The 15,095-nt window shown below is 70.0% G+C and carries 20 protein-coding genes; 9 read left to right on the forward strand and 11 right to left on the reverse strand.

Going from position 1 to position 15,095, the window contains the following annotated elements:
- Positions 1–5: 5 nt before the first annotated feature.
- Genes C1I89_RS30360 through C1I89_RS30370 form a run of 3 tightly spaced genes read left to right on the forward strand, consistent with a single transcriptional unit; the run spans position 6 to position 2,158 of the window.
- Positions 6–536, forward strand: a complete 531-nt coding sequence (locus C1I89_RS30360; RefSeq protein WP_246842359.1) for a MarR family winged helix-turn-helix transcriptional regulator — start codon at positions 6–8, stop codon at positions 534–536.
- Positions 533–1,318 carry a DNA alkylation repair protein gene (locus C1I89_RS30365; RefSeq protein WP_102775978.1) on the forward strand — a complete coding sequence of 262 codons (786 nt, stop codon included), beginning with the start codon at positions 533–535 and terminating at the stop codon, positions 1,316–1,318. Before C1I89_RS30360 ends, C1I89_RS30365 begins: the two co-directional genes overlap by 4 nt.
- A gap of 54 nt (positions 1,319–1,372) precedes the next feature.
- Positions 1,373–2,158, forward strand: coding sequence for a DUF169 domain-containing protein (locus tag C1I89_RS30370; protein WP_102775979.1), 786 nt, complete (start codon positions 1,373–1,375; stop codon positions 2,156–2,158).
- A gap of 4 nt (positions 2,159–2,162) precedes the next feature.
- Here C1I89_RS30370 and C1I89_RS30375 read toward each other — a convergent pair whose 3' ends face one another.
- Entirely contained in the window at positions 2,163–3,071 is a 909-nt protein-coding gene (locus C1I89_RS30375) for a LysR family transcriptional regulator (RefSeq protein WP_102775980.1), read from the reverse strand.
- Between the two features lie 107 nt (positions 3,072–3,178).
- On the opposite strand from C1I89_RS30375, the gene C1I89_RS30380 reads away from it, so the two are divergent.
- Together C1I89_RS30380 and C1I89_RS30385 are read left to right on the forward strand one after the other, a co-directional pair.
- Positions 3,179–4,357: an MFS transporter gene (locus C1I89_RS30380; RefSeq protein WP_102775981.1), complete on the forward strand. Its 1,179-nt coding sequence runs from the start codon at positions 3,179–3,181 to the stop codon at positions 4,355–4,357.
- 70 nt (positions 4,358–4,427) lie between these two features.
- Complete coding sequence (locus tag C1I89_RS30385) at positions 4,428–5,096, forward strand: HAD family hydrolase (protein WP_102775982.1); 669 nt, start codon at positions 4,428–4,430, stop codon at positions 5,094–5,096.
- 35 nt (positions 5,097–5,131) lie between these two features.
- Here C1I89_RS30385 and C1I89_RS30390 read toward each other — a convergent pair whose 3' ends face one another.
- From C1I89_RS30390 to C1I89_RS30405, 4 genes are all read right to left on the reverse strand, one after another.
- On the reverse strand, positions 5,132–5,416 hold the full coding sequence (locus C1I89_RS30390; RefSeq protein WP_102775983.1) for a type II toxin-antitoxin system RelE/ParE family toxin: 285 nt from the start codon (positions 5,414–5,416) through the stop codon (positions 5,132–5,134).
- A gap of 105 nt (positions 5,417–5,521) precedes the next feature.
- The gene (locus C1I89_RS30395; protein WP_102775984.1) at positions 5,522–6,805 is read right to left on the reverse strand and encodes an RNA polymerase sigma factor; all 1,284 of its coding nucleotides are present in this window, start codon (positions 6,803–6,805) and stop codon (positions 5,522–5,524) included.
- Positions 6,802–7,209 (reverse strand): VOC family protein, encoded by a 408-nt coding sequence (locus C1I89_RS30400; protein WP_102775985.1) that lies wholly within the window; start codon positions 7,207–7,209, stop codon positions 6,802–6,804. Before C1I89_RS30400 ends, C1I89_RS30395 begins: the two co-directional genes overlap by 4 nt.
- 51 nt (positions 7,210–7,260) lie before the next feature.
- Entirely contained in the window at positions 7,261–7,671 is a 411-nt protein-coding gene (locus C1I89_RS30405) for a YciI family protein (protein WP_102775986.1), read from the reverse strand.
- Positions 7,672–7,898: 227 nt separating this feature from the next.
- Between C1I89_RS30405 and C1I89_RS30410 the strand changes: the two genes are divergently transcribed.
- The gene (locus tag C1I89_RS30410) at positions 7,899–8,057 is read left to right on the forward strand and encodes a hypothetical protein (RefSeq protein ID WP_102775987.1); all 159 of its coding nucleotides are present in this window, start codon (positions 7,899–7,901) and stop codon (positions 8,055–8,057) included.
- 16 nt (positions 8,058–8,073) lie between these two features.
- Here the strand turns inward: C1I89_RS30410 and C1I89_RS30415 are convergent, their stop codons facing one another.
- The 3 genes from C1I89_RS30415 to C1I89_RS30425 form a co-directional block, all read right to left on the reverse strand.
- On the reverse strand, positions 8,074–8,427 hold the full coding sequence (locus C1I89_RS30415) for a YciI family protein (RefSeq protein ID WP_102775988.1): 354 nt from the start codon (positions 8,425–8,427) through the stop codon (positions 8,074–8,076).
- Positions 8,428–8,564: 137 nt separating this feature from the next.
- Positions 8,565–8,975 carry a VOC family protein gene (locus C1I89_RS30420; protein ID WP_102775989.1) on the reverse strand — a complete coding sequence of 137 codons (411 nt, stop codon included), beginning with the start codon at positions 8,973–8,975 and terminating at the stop codon, positions 8,565–8,567.
- The gene (locus tag C1I89_RS30425; protein WP_102775990.1) at positions 8,975–9,466 is read right to left on the reverse strand and encodes a helix-turn-helix domain-containing protein; all 492 of its coding nucleotides are present in this window, start codon (positions 9,464–9,466) and stop codon (positions 8,975–8,977) included. Before C1I89_RS30425 ends, C1I89_RS30420 begins: the two co-directional genes overlap by 1 nt.
- A 148-nt stretch (positions 9,467–9,614) precedes the next feature.
- On the opposite strand from C1I89_RS30425, the gene C1I89_RS30430 reads away from it, so the two are divergent.
- Complete coding sequence (locus C1I89_RS30430; protein ID WP_102775991.1) at positions 9,615–9,968, forward strand: glycine zipper 2TM domain-containing protein; 354 nt, start codon at positions 9,615–9,617, stop codon at positions 9,966–9,968.
- A gap of 10 nt (positions 9,969–9,978) precedes the next feature.
- Here C1I89_RS30430 and C1I89_RS30435 read toward each other — a convergent pair whose 3' ends face one another.
- Together C1I89_RS30435 and C1I89_RS30440 are read right to left on the reverse strand one after the other, a co-directional pair.
- On the reverse strand, positions 9,979–10,920 hold the full coding sequence (locus C1I89_RS30435; RefSeq protein ID WP_102775992.1) for an OmpA/MotB family protein: 942 nt from the start codon (positions 10,918–10,920) through the stop codon (positions 9,979–9,981).
- Positions 10,917–11,783, reverse strand: coding sequence for a motility protein A (locus C1I89_RS30440; RefSeq protein ID WP_102775993.1), 867 nt, complete (start codon positions 11,781–11,783; stop codon positions 10,917–10,919). The genes C1I89_RS30435 and C1I89_RS30440 overlap by 4 nt, the downstream gene beginning before the upstream one ends.
- Before the next feature lie 245 nt (positions 11,784–12,028).
- On the opposite strand from C1I89_RS30440, the gene C1I89_RS30445 reads away from it, so the two are divergent.
- Together C1I89_RS30445 and C1I89_RS30450 are read left to right on the forward strand one after the other, a co-directional pair.
- Complete coding sequence (locus C1I89_RS30445; protein ID WP_102775994.1) at positions 12,029–13,453, forward strand: NYN domain-containing protein; 1,425 nt, start codon at positions 12,029–12,031, stop codon at positions 13,451–13,453.
- 17 nt (positions 13,454–13,470) lie between these two features.
- Positions 13,471–13,977, forward strand: coding sequence for a DUF523 domain-containing protein (locus C1I89_RS30450; protein WP_102775995.1), 507 nt, complete (start codon positions 13,471–13,473; stop codon positions 13,975–13,977).
- Positions 13,978–14,069: 92 nt separating this feature from the next.
- Here the strand turns inward: C1I89_RS30450 and C1I89_RS30455 are convergent, their stop codons facing one another.
- A complete protein-coding gene (locus C1I89_RS30455; RefSeq protein ID WP_102775996.1) occupies positions 14,070–15,050 on the reverse strand; it encodes a Bug family tripartite tricarboxylate transporter substrate binding protein in 981 nt (326 codons plus the stop codon).
- Positions 15,051–15,095: the final 45 nt, after the last annotated feature.

Here is a 15,095-nt window from a genome sequence, read left to right on the forward strand (position 1 = left end):
CGGTCATGAAGGACGGACAAGCCATGCTGGAACGCAAGCACCGCGCGCTGCTGGAAATCGCGGCAAGGCGGGGGTTGCCGTCGGCCGGCGGCATCGGCTTGTGCTTTCAGTTGCTGTCGCTGGCCGCGGCCATCGATCGGGATTGCGCCGCCCGGCTCGCGCCGCGCGGGCTGTCCGAGGGCAAATTCGTGCTGCTGTTCCTGCTGCACGAACAGGCGCAGGGCCTGGCGCCGCACGAACTGGCCGCAGGCGCCGGCGTCACGCGCGCCACGGTGACCGGCCTGCTCGACGGGCTGGAGCGCGACGGTTTCGTGGCGCGCCAGGCAGGCAAGGACGACAGGCGCAGCATCCAGGTGAAGCTGACCGTCAAGGGCCGGACGGCCGCGGCCAGGCTTTTCAAGGAGCACACCGACTGGATCGGCTCGCTGTTCGCGGGCTTCGGCGACGCGGACCGGGAGCGACTGGCCGGCCTGCTGGAGCGGGTCTGGCAAGGCACGGACGCGGGCCGTGCCGCCATTCGGGAGCCGGCGCGGTGAGCCCGCGCAAGGCTGCGGCGCCGAAGCCGGCCGGCAGGGGCGTGAAAGACATCGCGCCCGAGCGCCTGGCGCAGTTGAACGCCGGAGAACCGGCGGCCACGCTGACCGAATGCCTGGCGGTGGATTTCGCCGCGCTGATGCAGGCCGTGGCGCCGCAGGCCGGGGCCGCGGCGGTGGCTTCGATGCGCGCGCAGGCGGGGCTGGGCATTTCCCGGCGCATGGCGCTGGCCGCGCACATCCTGGGCGAACGCCTGGGGCCCGACGGCTTCGAAGTCTTGAAGACGCACCGTTGCGACACGGTGCGCGGCTGGGCCTGCTTCATGGCGGGCGCCATGCTGGCCGGGACGCTCGGCGCGCGCCTGGATCTGATCCGTCCGCTGGCCGACGACGCGCATTTCGGCGTGCGCGAATGGGCCTGGCTGGCGCTGCGCGAGCATCTGGCGGCGCAACTGCAGGAGGCGCTGCGATTGCTGCAGCCATGGACCAGTGAGCCGTCCGAGCGGCTGCGGCGTTTCGCCTGCGAGTCGCTGCGTCCGCGCGGCGTCTGGTGCGCGCACATCGCGGCGCTGAAGTCCGATCCGGGCCTGGCGCTGCCCTTGCTGGAAGCGCTGCGGGCGGACCCGGCCGTCTATGTGCAGGATTCGGTGGCGAACTGGCTCAACGACGCCAGCAAGAGCCGCCCGGACTGGGTGCGCGAAGTATGCGCGCGCTGGTCGGCGGGCCGGCCGGCGGCCGCCACCGAACGCATCTGCAAGCGGGCGCTGCGTTCCATCGGTCCGTAGGCCCGGCCGTTTCGTTATAGTCCTTGCTGTACTACGACAGTCCAAAGGACGGGCATGGAAGAGACGACACTGAACTGGGCATCGCTGGTCGATGACCTGAACAAGCTGCTGCGCCTGAAGACCACGGTCATCGGCATGAAGCTGTATGAGCGGGCGGAGGACATGGCGGCGGTCAAGGGCCTGCGGCGTCCGCAGGCCACGCACACCACCGACCAGATCGTCGGCATGGCGGCGCGGCTGGGCTGGACCGTGGGCATCACCGGCGACGATCTGGTGGGCGCGCAGTGCCGCGCCGTGATCGGGCTGGGGCCGCAGGACGAGGCCTGGCGGCGCGGCGAGGACTATGTCGGCGTATGGCACGCCACCCAGGCCGACGCCCAGGCCCGCCAGGAAGCGCTGTCCTGCGTGCCCGCGGGCAAGTACCAGGGCATGGTGGTGTCGCCGCTGGCCTCGGGCCGGCTGGACCCGCCCGACATCTGCCTGGTGTACGCCACGCCGGGCCAGATGATCATCCTCATCAATGGCCTGCAATGGAAGAACTACCGCCGCTTCGACTGGAGCGTGGTGGGCGAGACCGCCTGTGCGGACTCCTGGGGCAGGGCGCTGGCCACCGGCGAACCCAGCCTGTCCTTGCCCTGTTTCGCCGAGCGCCGTTACGGCGGCGTGCCGGACGAGGAAATGCTGATGGCCATGCCGCCGCGCTACCTGCCCATCGCCATCGAGGGCATGAAGGCCTTGTCGGCCAACGGACTGCGCTATCCGATCCCGCCCTACGGCATCCAGAACGACGTGCGCGCCGGCATGGGCGTGAGCTACGCGCGGCCCCCCGCCAAGTCCTGAGCCCTCAGCGGGCCGCGTCGCGCAGCGCGGCCGCCAGCACCCGGGCGGCCGGCCCCAGCGGCTGGTCGATGCGGTGCGCCAGATAGGTTTCGGCGGCCACCTGGCTGCCGCGGCCCAGGCTGTCGGTCGGCAGGCGCAGCAGCCGGCCTTCGGCCAGGTCGCGCTCCACCTGCCACAGCGGCAGGCGGCCCCAGCCCGCGCCGGCGACGATCAGCGCGTGCTTGGCGTCCTGCGTGTTGACGCGGCAGGTCTGCGGCGACAGCACGGCGAAGTCGCGGCCCTGGCTGAGCGCCGAGGGGTCCGACTGCACGATCTGCACATGGTCGGCGAGGGCGGGCGGGGCCAGCGGCTCGCCCGCCGCGACGTGGCGCGCCAGCGCGTGGGCCGCGCCGACCACGGCCACCATCTGCACCGAGGACAAGGCCTGCATGGCGATGTGCGGATGGCGGAAGTGCTCGCCCGCCACGATGCCCAGCGTATGGCTGCGCGCCAGCAGCGCCTCTATCGGCCCGCCCAGCGGCAGCACCGAAATCCGCGTGGCCACCGAAGGATAGGCCGCGCGCAGCGCGTTGATCGCGGCGCCCACCGCGGCAAGGGGAAACAGCGTGTCCACGGCCAGCGACAGTTCCAGCTCGACGCCTTCGCCCAGCCCCTGGGCGCGGGCGCGCATGGCGTCCACGCGCAGCAGGATGTCGCGGGCGTTGGCCAGCAGCGCCGCGCCCTCGGGCGTCATGACGGGACGGTGGCCGCTGCGGTCGAACAGCCTGACGCCCAGCTGCGTTTCCATATTGGCGATGGCGTGGCTGACCGCCGACTGCACGCGCGACAGGCGGCGTGCGGCCGCGCGGAAACTGCCGGTGTCGGCCACCGCCGCGAATACGCGTAGCTGGTCCAGGGTAAGAGCGTCTATCATCGCGCCGGACGATCTAATAAATCGATCAAGTCAATCAGAAGATTATCACTTACCGGAATCGGCCGGCGATGGCATCCTGGCCGGGTTCTGACAAGGCGGAGACAGGAATGGGGCAGGAAGGAACGCGCTGGGGCGCGGTGGCGGCGATCGTGGGCGCGGGCGTGGCGGCGGCGCTGCAGGTGGGCAAGCTGATCATCGCCGCGCCGTTGCTGCGCCGGGATCTGGGGCTGGACCTGGCCGCGATAGGCGCGCTGGCGGCGGTGTTCTCCGTGCTGGGCATGTTCGGCGGCATCGCGGCCGGCGGCGTCATTGGCCGCTACGGCGCGCGTCGCATGCTGCTGGCCGGCCTGGCGGCCACGGCCGTGGGCGCGGCGCTGGGCGCGATGGCGCCGGCCTACGGCCTGCTGCTGGCGTCGCGCGTCATGGAAGGGCTGGGATTCCTGATGATTTCGGTGGCGGGCCCGGCGGCGTTGCAGCGCATGGTGTCGGCCTCGAACCGCGATATCGCGTTCGCGCTGTGGAGCTGTTATATGCCGGCGGGCATGGCCATCGCGATGCTGGCCTCGCAGGCCTTCGGCGACTGGCGCGGCTACTGGTGGTGCGCCAGCGCGGCGGTGGTCGTGTCGCTGGCGAGCGTCGCGGCGCTGGCCCCGGCCACGCCGGGCGGGGCCAGCCTGTCCTGGCGCAGCCTGCGCCAGGACACGGCGGACACCCTGGGCGCGCCCGGCCCGCGCCTGCTGGCGCTGACGTTCACGCTCTACAGCCTGATGTTCTTCGCGCTGTTCACCTTCCTGCCGGTGCTGCTGACCGAGCAGCTCGGCCTGTCGCTGGCCACGGCCGGCGTCTACAGCGCCATCGCCAGCGCCGCCAACGTGATCGGCAACCTGGGCGCCGGCGTGCTGCTGGCGCGCGGCTGGCGGCGTTCCACGCTGATCGCCTGCGCCAGCGTGGCGATGGGCGCGGTGGCGCTGCTCATCTTCCGCTCGGTGTTGCCGGCGATGCCGACCTTTCTGCTGTGCGTGCTGTTCTCGGCGGTGGGCGGGCTGATACCGGCCACCCTGCTGGGCACCGCGCCCACGCTGGCGCCGCGCGCCGGCTTGGCGGCGGCGTCGGTGGGGCTGGTGATGCAGGGCAGCAACCTCGGCCAGGTGATCGGGCCGCTGGCGGTGGGCGGCGCGATCGACCGCTACGGCTGGACGTCGGCCTCGTTCATCGTGGCCGCGGCAGGGCTGGGCGGCGTGGCGCTGGCGTGGCGTTTGCGGCGCCTGCGCGGCGCGGGGCTGTAGGCGCGCGCGGCCGACCTTGCGGCGTCATGCCGCCGGCCTATCATGGGGGCTTGTTTCCCACGGAGCCACTATGCATACGCCTGCCCCCCGCCTGGTCATCTTCGACTGCGACGGCGTCCTGATCGATAGCGAGATCATCGCGGCGCGCGCCCAGTCGCAGGCGCTGGCCGCGCACGGGATCGCCATCACGCCCGAAGAGGCCGCGCGCCGCTTCGCCGGCATTCCCGACGCGGACATGTGGCAGACCCTGCAGCAGGAAAGCGAACGCCGCCTGCCCGACGGGTTCGCGCGGCAGTACGCCGACCGCCTGCAGGCCAGCTTCCGCCAGGAACTGCGCGCGCTGCCCGGCGCGGCCGAAACGGTGGCGGCGCTGCGCGAGCGCGGCATGCAGCTGTGCGTGGCTTCCAGCAGCCAGCCCGCCAAGCTGGAGGCGGCCTTGAGGATGGTGGGCCTGTGGGACGCGTTCGCGCCCAATGTCTTCAGCGTGGCGCAGGTGGCGCGCGGCAAGCCGGCGCCGGACGTGTTCCTGTTCGCGGCCCGGCAGATGCGCGCGGCAATCCTGGATTGCGTGGTGGTGGAAGACAGCGTGGCCGGCGTGCGCGCCGCGCGGGCTGCGCGCATGCGCGCCATCGGCTACGTCGGGGCCTCGCACAACGGTCCCGGGCAACGCCAGCGGCTGCTGGACGAAGGCGCCAGCGAGGTCATCGACGACCTGCGCCGTCTGCCGGAACGGCTGTAGCGGCGCGTGGATGGCCCGGGCCGGCCGGTCCCGGGTCAGTGGTAATCGAAGATCTCGACGTCGGCGGGGCCGTCGGCGGTCCAGACGAAGCAGATGCGCCATTGGTCGTTGATGCGTATGCTGTGCCGCCCGGCGCGCTTGCCGTCTTTCAGGTATTCCAGACGATTGCCCGGCGGGGTGCGCAGGTCCACGAGCTGGCGCGCCGCATGCAGCAGGCGCAGCTTCTTGAGCGCAGGGGCTTCGGCGTTGACCCACCTGGGGACCCGCCGCAGCTCGAACAGGGCCTGCGTATCTGCACACCGGAAGGACTGGATCGCCATGATCGGACGGTGACGCGTTGCGGTATCGACGCAAACGGTATCCATCGCGCGTACAGGGCGCCAGCGGGCCGGATCGGATCTAGGACGCCGCGATGGCGTCGCGCTTCATGTCTGCGAATTCATCTGGTCTGCGCGTTCCAGCAGCAATGCGCGCTCGCGGGCATTGCGCGTCATGCCGGCGGCGCGTTCGAATTCGGCGCGGGCCTCGGCGCGGCGGCCCAGCCTGGCCAGCAGGTCGGCGCGCACGCTGGGCAGCCAATGGTAATTGGCCAGCGCCGGGTCCTGCGCCAGCCGGTCGGCCAGGTCCAGTCCAGCCTGCGGGCCGAAGGCCATGCCCACGGCGACGGCGCGGTTCAGTTCCACCACCGGCGAGGGCTGCGCCTGCGCCAGCGCGTCGTACAGCGCCACGATGCGCTGCCAGTCGGTGTCTTCGGGCGTGCGGGCGCGGGCATGGCAGGCCGCCAGCGCGGCCTGCAGCGCGTAGGGGCCGCGTGCCCCGCCCAGCGCGTCGGCGCGGTCCAGCGCCGCCAGCCCGCGGCGGATCAGCAAGCGGTCCCAGCGGGCGCGGTCCTGGTCCATCAGCAGCACGGGACGGCCCTGCGCGTCGGCGCGCGCGCACAGGCGCGAGGCCTGCAGTTCCATCAGCGCGACCAGCCCGTGCACCTCGCTTTCCCCGGACGCCAGCTCGGCCAGCACGCGGCCCAGGCGCAACGCTTCGTCGCACAGGGCGGGGCGGGTCCAGTCATCGCCCGAGGTGGCCGAATAGCCTTCGTTGAAGATCAGGTAGATGACCTCCAGCACCGAGGCCAGGCGCGGCGCGCGCTCGTGCGCCCGCGGCACTTCGAACGGCACGTTGGCGGCCGAGAGGCTGCGCTTGGCGCGCACGATGCGCTGCGCGATGGTGGACTCCGAGGCCAGGAAGGCGCGCGCGATCTCGGCCGTGGACAGCCCGCCCAGCAGGCGCAGCGTCAGCGCCACGCGGGCCTCGGTCGACAGCAGCGGATGACAGGCGGTGAAGATCAGGCGCAGCAGATCGTCGCCGATGTCGTCCTGGCGCGCGGCGTCCAGCGCGTCGACGAAATCCGGCTCCACGTCGGCCTGCAGGGCCTCCAGCTCGCGGCCGATCTGCTCGTGCTTGCGCGTATGCAGCGCGTCCAGCCGCAAGCGGTCGCGGGCGCGGTTCTTGGCGGTGGTCATCAGCCACGCTCCCGGGTTGTCGGGCACGCCGGTCTCGGGCCAGCGTTCCAGGGCGGCGACCAGGGCATCCTGCGCCAGTTCTTCGGCCAGGCCGACGTCGCGCACCAGGCGCGCGACGCCGGCGATGACGCTGGCGGCTTCGATCCGCCAGACCGCCTCGATGGCGCGATGCGTGGCCGCCTGCGTCGTCATGCTTCGGGCATCTCGCCGGGCACCATGTACACCAGCTCCCAGATGTGGCCGTCCAGGTCTTCGAAGCCGTGCGCGTACATGAAGCCGTGGTCCTGCGGCTGGCGCGGCGCGCTGCCGCCGGCGGCCAGCGCGCGCGCCACCAGGTCGTCGACCTCGGCGCGGCTGTCGCAGGACAGCGCGATCAGGACTTCGGTGCTCTTGTTGGCGTCGGCCACCGGCTTGCCGGTGAAGGTCTGGAAGAAGTCGGTCACCAGCAGCATGACGTAGATGTCGTCGCTGACGACCATGCAGGCGCCCTGGTCGTTGGTGAACTGGGGATTGAAGGAAAAGCCCAGGCTCTTGAAGAAAGCCTGCGATTTCTGCATGTCGGCGATGGGCAGATTGACGAAGATCTGTTTGGGCATGATGTGGGTTTCCGGTGGGTCGGCTTGGGATCGGTGCAAGAGCGATGGCTGTCAGCGGCTGATGGCCGGCAGGCGCCGGAACCGTTCGATCGATTCGCTGGGGCCGAGTTCGTCCAGCTCGTACATCTGGCGCACTTCGATGGAGCAGGGCTGGTCGGGAAAAGGCTCGGGAAAGCGCAAGGCCCATTGCATGGCCTCTTCGCGCGAGCGCGCCTGGATCATGGTGTAGCCGGCGATCAGCTCCTTGGTGTCGGCGAACGGGCCGTCGATCACCGAGCGCTGGCCGTGGTCGTAATGCACCCGCCAGCCGCGCGAGGAGGGCTGCAGGCCGTTGGCGTCGAGCAGCACGCCCGCCTTGGCCAGGGCTTCGTGATAGGTCGTCATCGCGGCGAACATGCTTTCGGGCGGCATGACGCCGGCTTCGCTGTCGGGCGTGGCCCGTACTAGGATCATGAATCGCATTCCTGAATCTCCTGGGTTCGGAAATCACAGCCCGTCGTGTTTTTCCGGGCTTGTACAGGCACGACGAACGACGCGGCGCCGGATCGACATCTGTGCGAAAAACCTAGGGTAAGTCCCAGGTCTGCGGGACGGCGGCGCAACACAACCAGCAGATTGTTACGAACACTCAGCCCTGGTTGCAGCGCGCCTGCCTACACTCGCAGGCGTCCACAACTTTGAATACAGATATGAAAATCCTTTGCAGCTTTGCCTTGATGGCGGCCCTGTTGTCAGGCTGCGCCGTCTATACGCCCGACGGCGCGGTGATCGTCGATCCTCACGGCGGCTACGGCGGCGGCGGCGGCGGTTTCTGTCCGCCGGGACAGGCCAAGAAAGGCAACTGCTGAAGCCGGGCCACGGCGGCTACATGAAGCAGGGGCCTAGCTCGCGCACCTCCACCGTGGCCCATTGCGCGGCCGGGCACTGCGCCGCCAGCGCCAACGCTTCCTCGCGCGTCTCGCAGCTCAGCAGGAAGAATCCCCCGATCATCTCCTTGGCCTCGGCATAGGGGCCGTCGAGCAGGGAGCGCTCGCCGTCGCGGATCTGCAGGCGCACCGCCTCCGAATCCGACTTGAGCGACTCCGCGCGCACCAGCAGGCCGCGCGCCTGCAGGTCCTCGGCATAGCCGACCATCTGCGCATAGGCCTTGCGGCCTTCCTCGGGCGTGCGCCGGGCGCGCTGGCCCGCCGGTTCGACGATCAATAGCAGGTACGACATGGGAGCTTCCTGGACGGACGACGGATCGGGTCCGCCAGATTACCGCCGATCGCGGCGGTTTCGCCATTGTTTTCGCAGCCGGATTGGGCTGGCCGTCCTGCAAGGAGGTCCGGTGCTGGACCTCGGCGGGTACGTGCTCAGGTTCGTGGCGCCTGAATCATTTTCCAGCCATTGCCGGCGGGATCGCGAAAGCCCGCGTCGATGCTGCCGTAGCGCTCCATCGGCTCCTGAGTGAATTCGACCCCGGCGGTCTTCAGCCGGGCATATTGCGCACGACAGTCGGAAACGTGCAAGACCAGGGGCGGCATGGCGCCCTTGGCGACCATGGCGAGCAGGGTTTGCGTGGTGGTGTCGTCGTGCACCGGCGGGCCGGGTCTGAACAGGCCGAGCTGGAAAGAGGGCTGGTCGGGATGCTGGACCGTCAGCCATCGGTACGGCCCGTTCTGCACGTCGGTATGGACCTTGAAACCGAGCTTGCCGACATAGAAGGCGAGCGCCTCGTCCTGGTCGTCGACGTACAGGCCCACCACATTGATTCCTGGGTTCATTAGACCTCCTGGGTTGGTGTGGGCAATGTAGTCCTGCTCTTGCGGCGGCGCTTCTCCAAAACTGCGGTTTCGAGTTCAGGCCGCAACGCGGCTTTCAGAATACAGGCCGGCACCGGGGCGAGCTGTTCATACGAAGTCCGGGCCTGGCGGCGCACGGCGCCGGGGCTGTGGCCGGTCACGTCGCGAAACACGCGGCCGAAGCTGCCCAGACTCTCCCAGCCGCTGGCGTAGGCGACGTCGGTAATGCTGAGCGCGGTGTCGCGCAGCAGGGCCGTCGCGCGTTCGATGCGCCGGGTCAGCAGATAGCGGTGCGGCGGCAGGCCGAAGGCCTGTTTGAAGCTGCGGGCGAAATGCGCTTCGGTGACGCCTGCCACCGCGGCCAGACGCTCGACCGGCCAGGCCTCGTGCGAGGCGGCGTCGATGCGGTCCTTGGCGCGCAGCAGGCGGCGCAGCAGGGCGGGGGCCATGGGTTTGGGCGTGGCGGGCGGCATTTGTCCAGTTTAGGCGCTGGAAAGCGACTGAAACAGCTTATACACCCGGTATCCCAGCCAGCAGGACTGACACACGGCGGCGATGCTAATTTGGGTCCCGATCGTGCGATCCCCGTGGGGCGGGGACGCCGGCTACAGGAGAATAATCATGGCCATCACCAAACGACTGATTCAAGCGGTACTTGCGGGCGCGCTGGCGCTGGGCGTCAGCGCCACGGCGTTGGCCGACCGCGAGACGCGCAACACCGTCATCGGCGCCGGACTGGGCGGCGTGGCGGGTGCGTTGCTGTCGGATGGCGATCCCTGGGTCACCTTGGGCGGCGCGGCGGCCGGCGGGGTGCTGGGCAATGTGCTGACGGACGATAACGACCACCGCCGCGGCGGCCGCCGCCACTGGAACCGCGACCGCGGCCGCGACCATCATTCGTACCGGCGCGCCGGCTATCGCGGCGATGGCGGCTATCGCGGCCACCATCGCTCTTACGGCCGCCATCGCCATTGAGGACGGCGGCTCAGGAACGCGGCGCGGCGGGACCCTGCGCCGCCTTCTGCGGCGCGGTGATGTCCATGATCAGTTCCACGCGCCGGTTGGCGGCGCGGCCCGCGGCGGTGTCGTTGGATTCGAGCGGGCGGGTTTCGGCGTAGCCGACCGCGCGCAGGCGCTGCGGCGCGACGCCGTCGCGCACCAGTTCGCGCAGCACGCTGGTGGCGCGGCTGCTGGACAGTTCCCAGTTCGAGGCGAACTGCCGGGTCTGGATGGGCACCGGGTCGCTATGGCCTTCGACGGACACCTGGTAATCGTTTTTGTTGAGGATGCCGGCCAGGCGCTTGATGACGTCCAGCCCGGCCGGGCTGAGGGTGGCCTGGCCGGACGGGAACAGCAGTTCGTTGCTGATGCGGAAGCTGACCGATTGTTCGTTGATGATGACGTCGACCGAGTTGCCCAGGTCGGCCAGGCCCAGCGATTCCTTGGACGGCGCGCGCAGCGGCGGCGCGGCTTCGGCCACGATCTCGCCTTCCTGCTCGGGCGCGGCGTCGGCCACGGCGGCCGCGGGCGGCGCGGCCGGGGCCGGCGGCTCGGCCCAGCTGGCCGGGATGGCCACGGCGTCGAATTCGGAATATTCGCCTTCATAGGCCGGCAGGCCGCTGGCGGCCAGCGAGCCGACCAGCTGCACCGGCTGCTCGTTGCCGAAGAAAGCCAGGCCCTGCAGGCGGGTCAGCGCCAGCAGCACGACCAGCAGCGCCAGCAGCAGCGTGATCAGATCCAGGTAGCTGAGCAGCCAGTGTTCGGATTCCGGTTCTACGTTGTCCTCGACGTGCCAGCGGGCGTAGCGGTCCTGGCGGCCGCTTCTGCCCTGGCGCCAGGCGCCGCCGGCGGCCGCCTTGCGGGCGCGCAGCTCGGCCTGGCGGGCCTGCTCGATCCGCTCGGCCAGGGTGGGCGAGATCAGGCTCATTGGCGCGCGGCGGCCGGGCGGGCCAGGGGCACGGAACGGACGGCGGGCTTGGCCGCGCCGTCGGCCTTGGGCTGGGCCGGCTCCTGCAGGCCGCCGTCATGGATTTCGTCTTCGATGTGCATGACGAAGGAATTGAGCGTTTCGCGCACGACGGCGGGGCCGCGCTTCTCGCACATCATGGCGATGCCTTGCAGCACCATGTTCATGGATTCGACGCGGCGCGCGGTGCGGCGCTCCAGTTTCAGGGCGATGGGCTTGCACACCAGGTTGGCCAGCAGGATGCCGTAGAAGGTGGTCATCAGGCCGATGGCCAGCTGCTGGCCGATGGTCTGAATGCTGCCGTCGCCCAGCACCGACATCAGGTTGATCAGCCCGACCAGGGTGCCCAGCATGCCGAAGGCGGGCGCGAAGGTGGCCATGACGCGGAACATCTGCGCTTCGGCCTGTTCGCGGGCGCGCAGGCGCGCCACGCGCCATTGCAGCAGTTCGATGATCTGGTCTTCCGGCGTATTGTCGATGATGAGCTGCACGCCGGTGCGCAGGAAGGGATTGGAGACTTTTTTCAGCGCCTCTTCGACCTTGCGCACGTCGGTGTTCATCCAGAGCTGGGCCATGGTCACCAGTTCGTCGATGTCGCGCTGCTGGTCGTGCTGGTCGTTGCGGAACACGGTGCGCACCAGCCTGAAGATCCGCACCACTTCGGACAGCGGATAGGCGATGAACAGCGCCGCGCAGGTGCCGCCCAGCACGATGGCCAGCCCGGGCAGGTTGATGTAGAGGCTGGGGTCGGTGGCCGCCAGGGCCACCACGATGACCAGGGTGAACAGGCCGACGGCGGCGCCGATGAGGGTAGACGGATTCATGGATCTTGCCCGATAACGAAGGCGCTCCGCGCGCGGAGTGCCGGAATTTCGGGAAATTCTAGCCAGGACCGGCGCCGCTCAATCGGCCGGAAAGCGGGGCGAAATAGGCCGTAAGCATCGGCTTGGCCTGCGCGCCCGCGCTGCCTGGCGATCCGTCAAAATGGGGGCGGACCGGCGGATATGTATATCATGAGCGGCATCTGGCGGCGCCTCGCCCGGCGGCCGCCGCCGAACTGGAGCAAAACATGAACAACCCCAACGAAAGCGTCAGCATGGCGCTTTTCTGTGATTTCGAGAACGTGGCGCTGGGCGTGCGCGACACCAAATTCCACAAGTTCGACATCCGGCCCGTGCTGGAACGCCTGCTGCTCAAGGGCAGCATCGTCGTCAAGAAGGCCTATTGCGACTGGGAGCGCTACAAGGAATTCAAGGCTCCCATGCACGAGGCCAATTTCGAGCTGATCGAGATCCCGCACGTGCGCCAGTCGGGCAAGAATTCGGCCGACATCCGGCTGGTGGTGGACGCGCTGGACTTCTGCTACACCAAGTCGCACGTCAACACCTTCGTGATCATCAGCGGCGACTCCGATTTTTCGCCGCTGGTGTCCAAGCTGCGCGAGAACGACAAAAAGGTGATCGGCGTGGGCGTGAAGCAGTCCACCTCCGACCTGCTGATCGCCAACTGCGACGAATTCATTTTCTATGACGACCTGGCGCGCGAAGGACAGCGCGCCGCCGAGGCCCGCCGCGACAACCGCGGCGCCAACGGCGGCCAGCGCCGCACGCCCGACGAGGAACGCCGCCGCAAGGAAGAGCAGGAGGCGCGCCGGACCCAGGCCGTCGAGATGGTGGTCGAGACCTTCGAGGCGCTGGTGGCCGAGCGTGGCGACAGCGGCAAGATCTGGGCCTCGGCGCTGAAGGACGCGCTCAAGCGCCGCAAGCCGGATTTCAACGAGTCCTACTACGGCTTCCGGGCCTTCGGCAACCTGCTGGAAGAGGCGCAGTCGCGCGGTTTCCTGGAAGTGGGCCGCGAGGAAAAATCCGGCACTTATGTGTACCGCGACAGCGCCGGCGGCGAGCCGGCCGGGCGTCCTGCGGCGCGCGCGCAAGCCAGCGACGCCGCCGAAGCGCCGTCCGCCGCCGCGGCGCCGGAAGCCGCCGGCGCCAGGCCGGCCCGCAATGCCCGGGGCGGGCGCAAGACGTCCGGCCGGGGCGCGGGCCAGAAGCCCGACGCCGCCCCGCGCGAAGAATCCGCCCCGGCTGCGGCCGAGGCCTATGCGCAGCCGGAGGCCCCCAGGCCAGCCGACGCGGCGCCCCCTGCCGTCGCCGCGCAACTGCCGCCCATCCCCAAGCCCGCTCCGCCGCAGCGCCAGCCTATGGCCGTGGTCGCACCGCCGCCCGTGGTCGACGTGACGGAATGGACCTTCGTCAAGCCGTCGCCGCAGATCGAGGAGCCGGCGGCGGAACCCGCGCCAGCCCCCGCCAAGCGCGCCCGCGGCGCCCGCAAGACCACGCCCAAGGCCGCCGAGGACAAGGCGCAATCGACCGCCGCCGAACCCGCGGCCGCCGCGCCTGCCGAGACCGAGCCGGCCGCCAAGCCCGCGCGCAAGACGGCCCGCAAGGCCGCCGCCCCGCGGCGGACGCGCAAGGCGGCCGAGGAATCCTCCTGAGCCTGCCGGAATTGCGTATGGAATACGTGCTGGTCAGTTCCTGCCTGCTGGGCAAGCCGGTGCGCTACGACGCGCGCGCCGTCTCGCACGACAACGCGGTGCTGGCGCGCTGGCTGGAGCAGGGCCGCGTGGTGGCCGTCTGTCCCGAGGTCGCCGGCGGCCTGCCCGTGCCGCGTCCGCCCGCCGAGATCGAGCCGGGCGCCGCGGCGGCGACGGTGCTGGCCGGCCGCGCCCGCATCGTGGCGGTGTCGGGAGAGGACGTGACCGCGCCCTTCGTGCAAGGCGCGCGCGAAGCGCTGGCGGCCGCGCGCCGCCACGCCATCCGGGTCGCGGTGCTCAAGGAGGGCAGCCCGTCCTGCGGCAGCGGTTATGTGTACGACGGCCATTTCGCCGGCAACAAGATCCCCGGCTCGGGCGTGACGGCCGAACTGCTTGCGCAGGCGGGCGTGCGCGTGTTCAGCGAACACCAGTGGCGCGAAGCCCGGGACTGGCTGGCGCGCCTGGAGGCGGGCGACGGCGCTTAGCGCGCCGTTCCGCGGTCGGTCATGCAGGATTGCAGCATGCGGTTGTAGGTGTCGGCGCCCGCAGCCGTCGCCGCAGGGCCTGCCCCGGTGCATCAGTTGATCTTGATGTTGCGTTCCTTGACCAGGGCCTTCCACTGTGTGGTTTCCTTGGCCAGATGGTCGCGCAGTGCGTCCGGGCTGCTTCCGATAGACTCCGCGCCGATCGAATCCAGGGTTGCCTTCACCTTCGGTTCCACTAACGCATTGCGCATGGCTTCGTTCAGCCTGGCCACCACTTCCGGCGGGGTGCCGGCGGGGGCGAACGCCGCGAACCAGGGCATCAGTTCGTAGCCCGGCACGCCGGCTTCCCGCAGGGTCGGCACGTCAGGCAGGGCGGCGGAGCGCTTGGCCGTGGTGACGGCCAGCGCGCGCAGCTTGCCGCTGACGACGTGCGGCTTGGCGGACGTGATGCTGTCGAACATGTAGTCCACCTGGCCGCCCAGCAAATCCGCCACGGCCGGGCCGCTGCCCTTGTAGGGCACGTGCAGCATGTCGACGCCCGTCATCGATACGAAGAGTTCGCCCGCCAGATGGATCGACGTGCCCACGCCGGCCGAGGCGTAGGTGTAGTGGCCGGGCCGGGCTTTCGCCTTGGCGATCACGTCCTGCACGCTGGTCGCGCCGGTGCGGGCCGGATTGGTGACCAGTACGTTGGGCACCACGGCCAAGAGCGAGATAGGTGCGAAGTCCTTGATGGGGTCGTAGTTCAGGTCGGCGTACAGCGCCGGGTTGACGGCCATGCCGTTGGCCACGATCAGGATCGTGTAGCCGTCGGGCTTGGCGCGCGCGACCGAGGCCGCGCCGATGTTGCCGCCCGCGCCGGCGCGATTCTCGACGATGACTGACGTGTTCAGCTGCTTGCCCATGGATTCGCCCAGCGTGCGGGCGATGCTGTCCATGGCGCCTCCCGGCGGGAAGGGCACGATCCATTTGACCGGACGGTCAGGGTAGCCGTCGGCCAGCGCGGCGGACGCGCCGCCCAAGAGCGATAGGGCCAGGATGGCGCGGGCAAAGGGTTTGAATAGGTGGCGCATGGTCGTCTCCGTAGTGCATGAATTATTGTGGGTGCGCCCTTCGAG

The sequence above is a fragment of the Achromobacter pulmonis genome, from assembly GCF_002885955.2.
GTDB lineage: Bacteria > Pseudomonadota > Gammaproteobacteria > Burkholderiales > Burkholderiaceae_B > Achromobacter > Achromobacter pulmonis_A.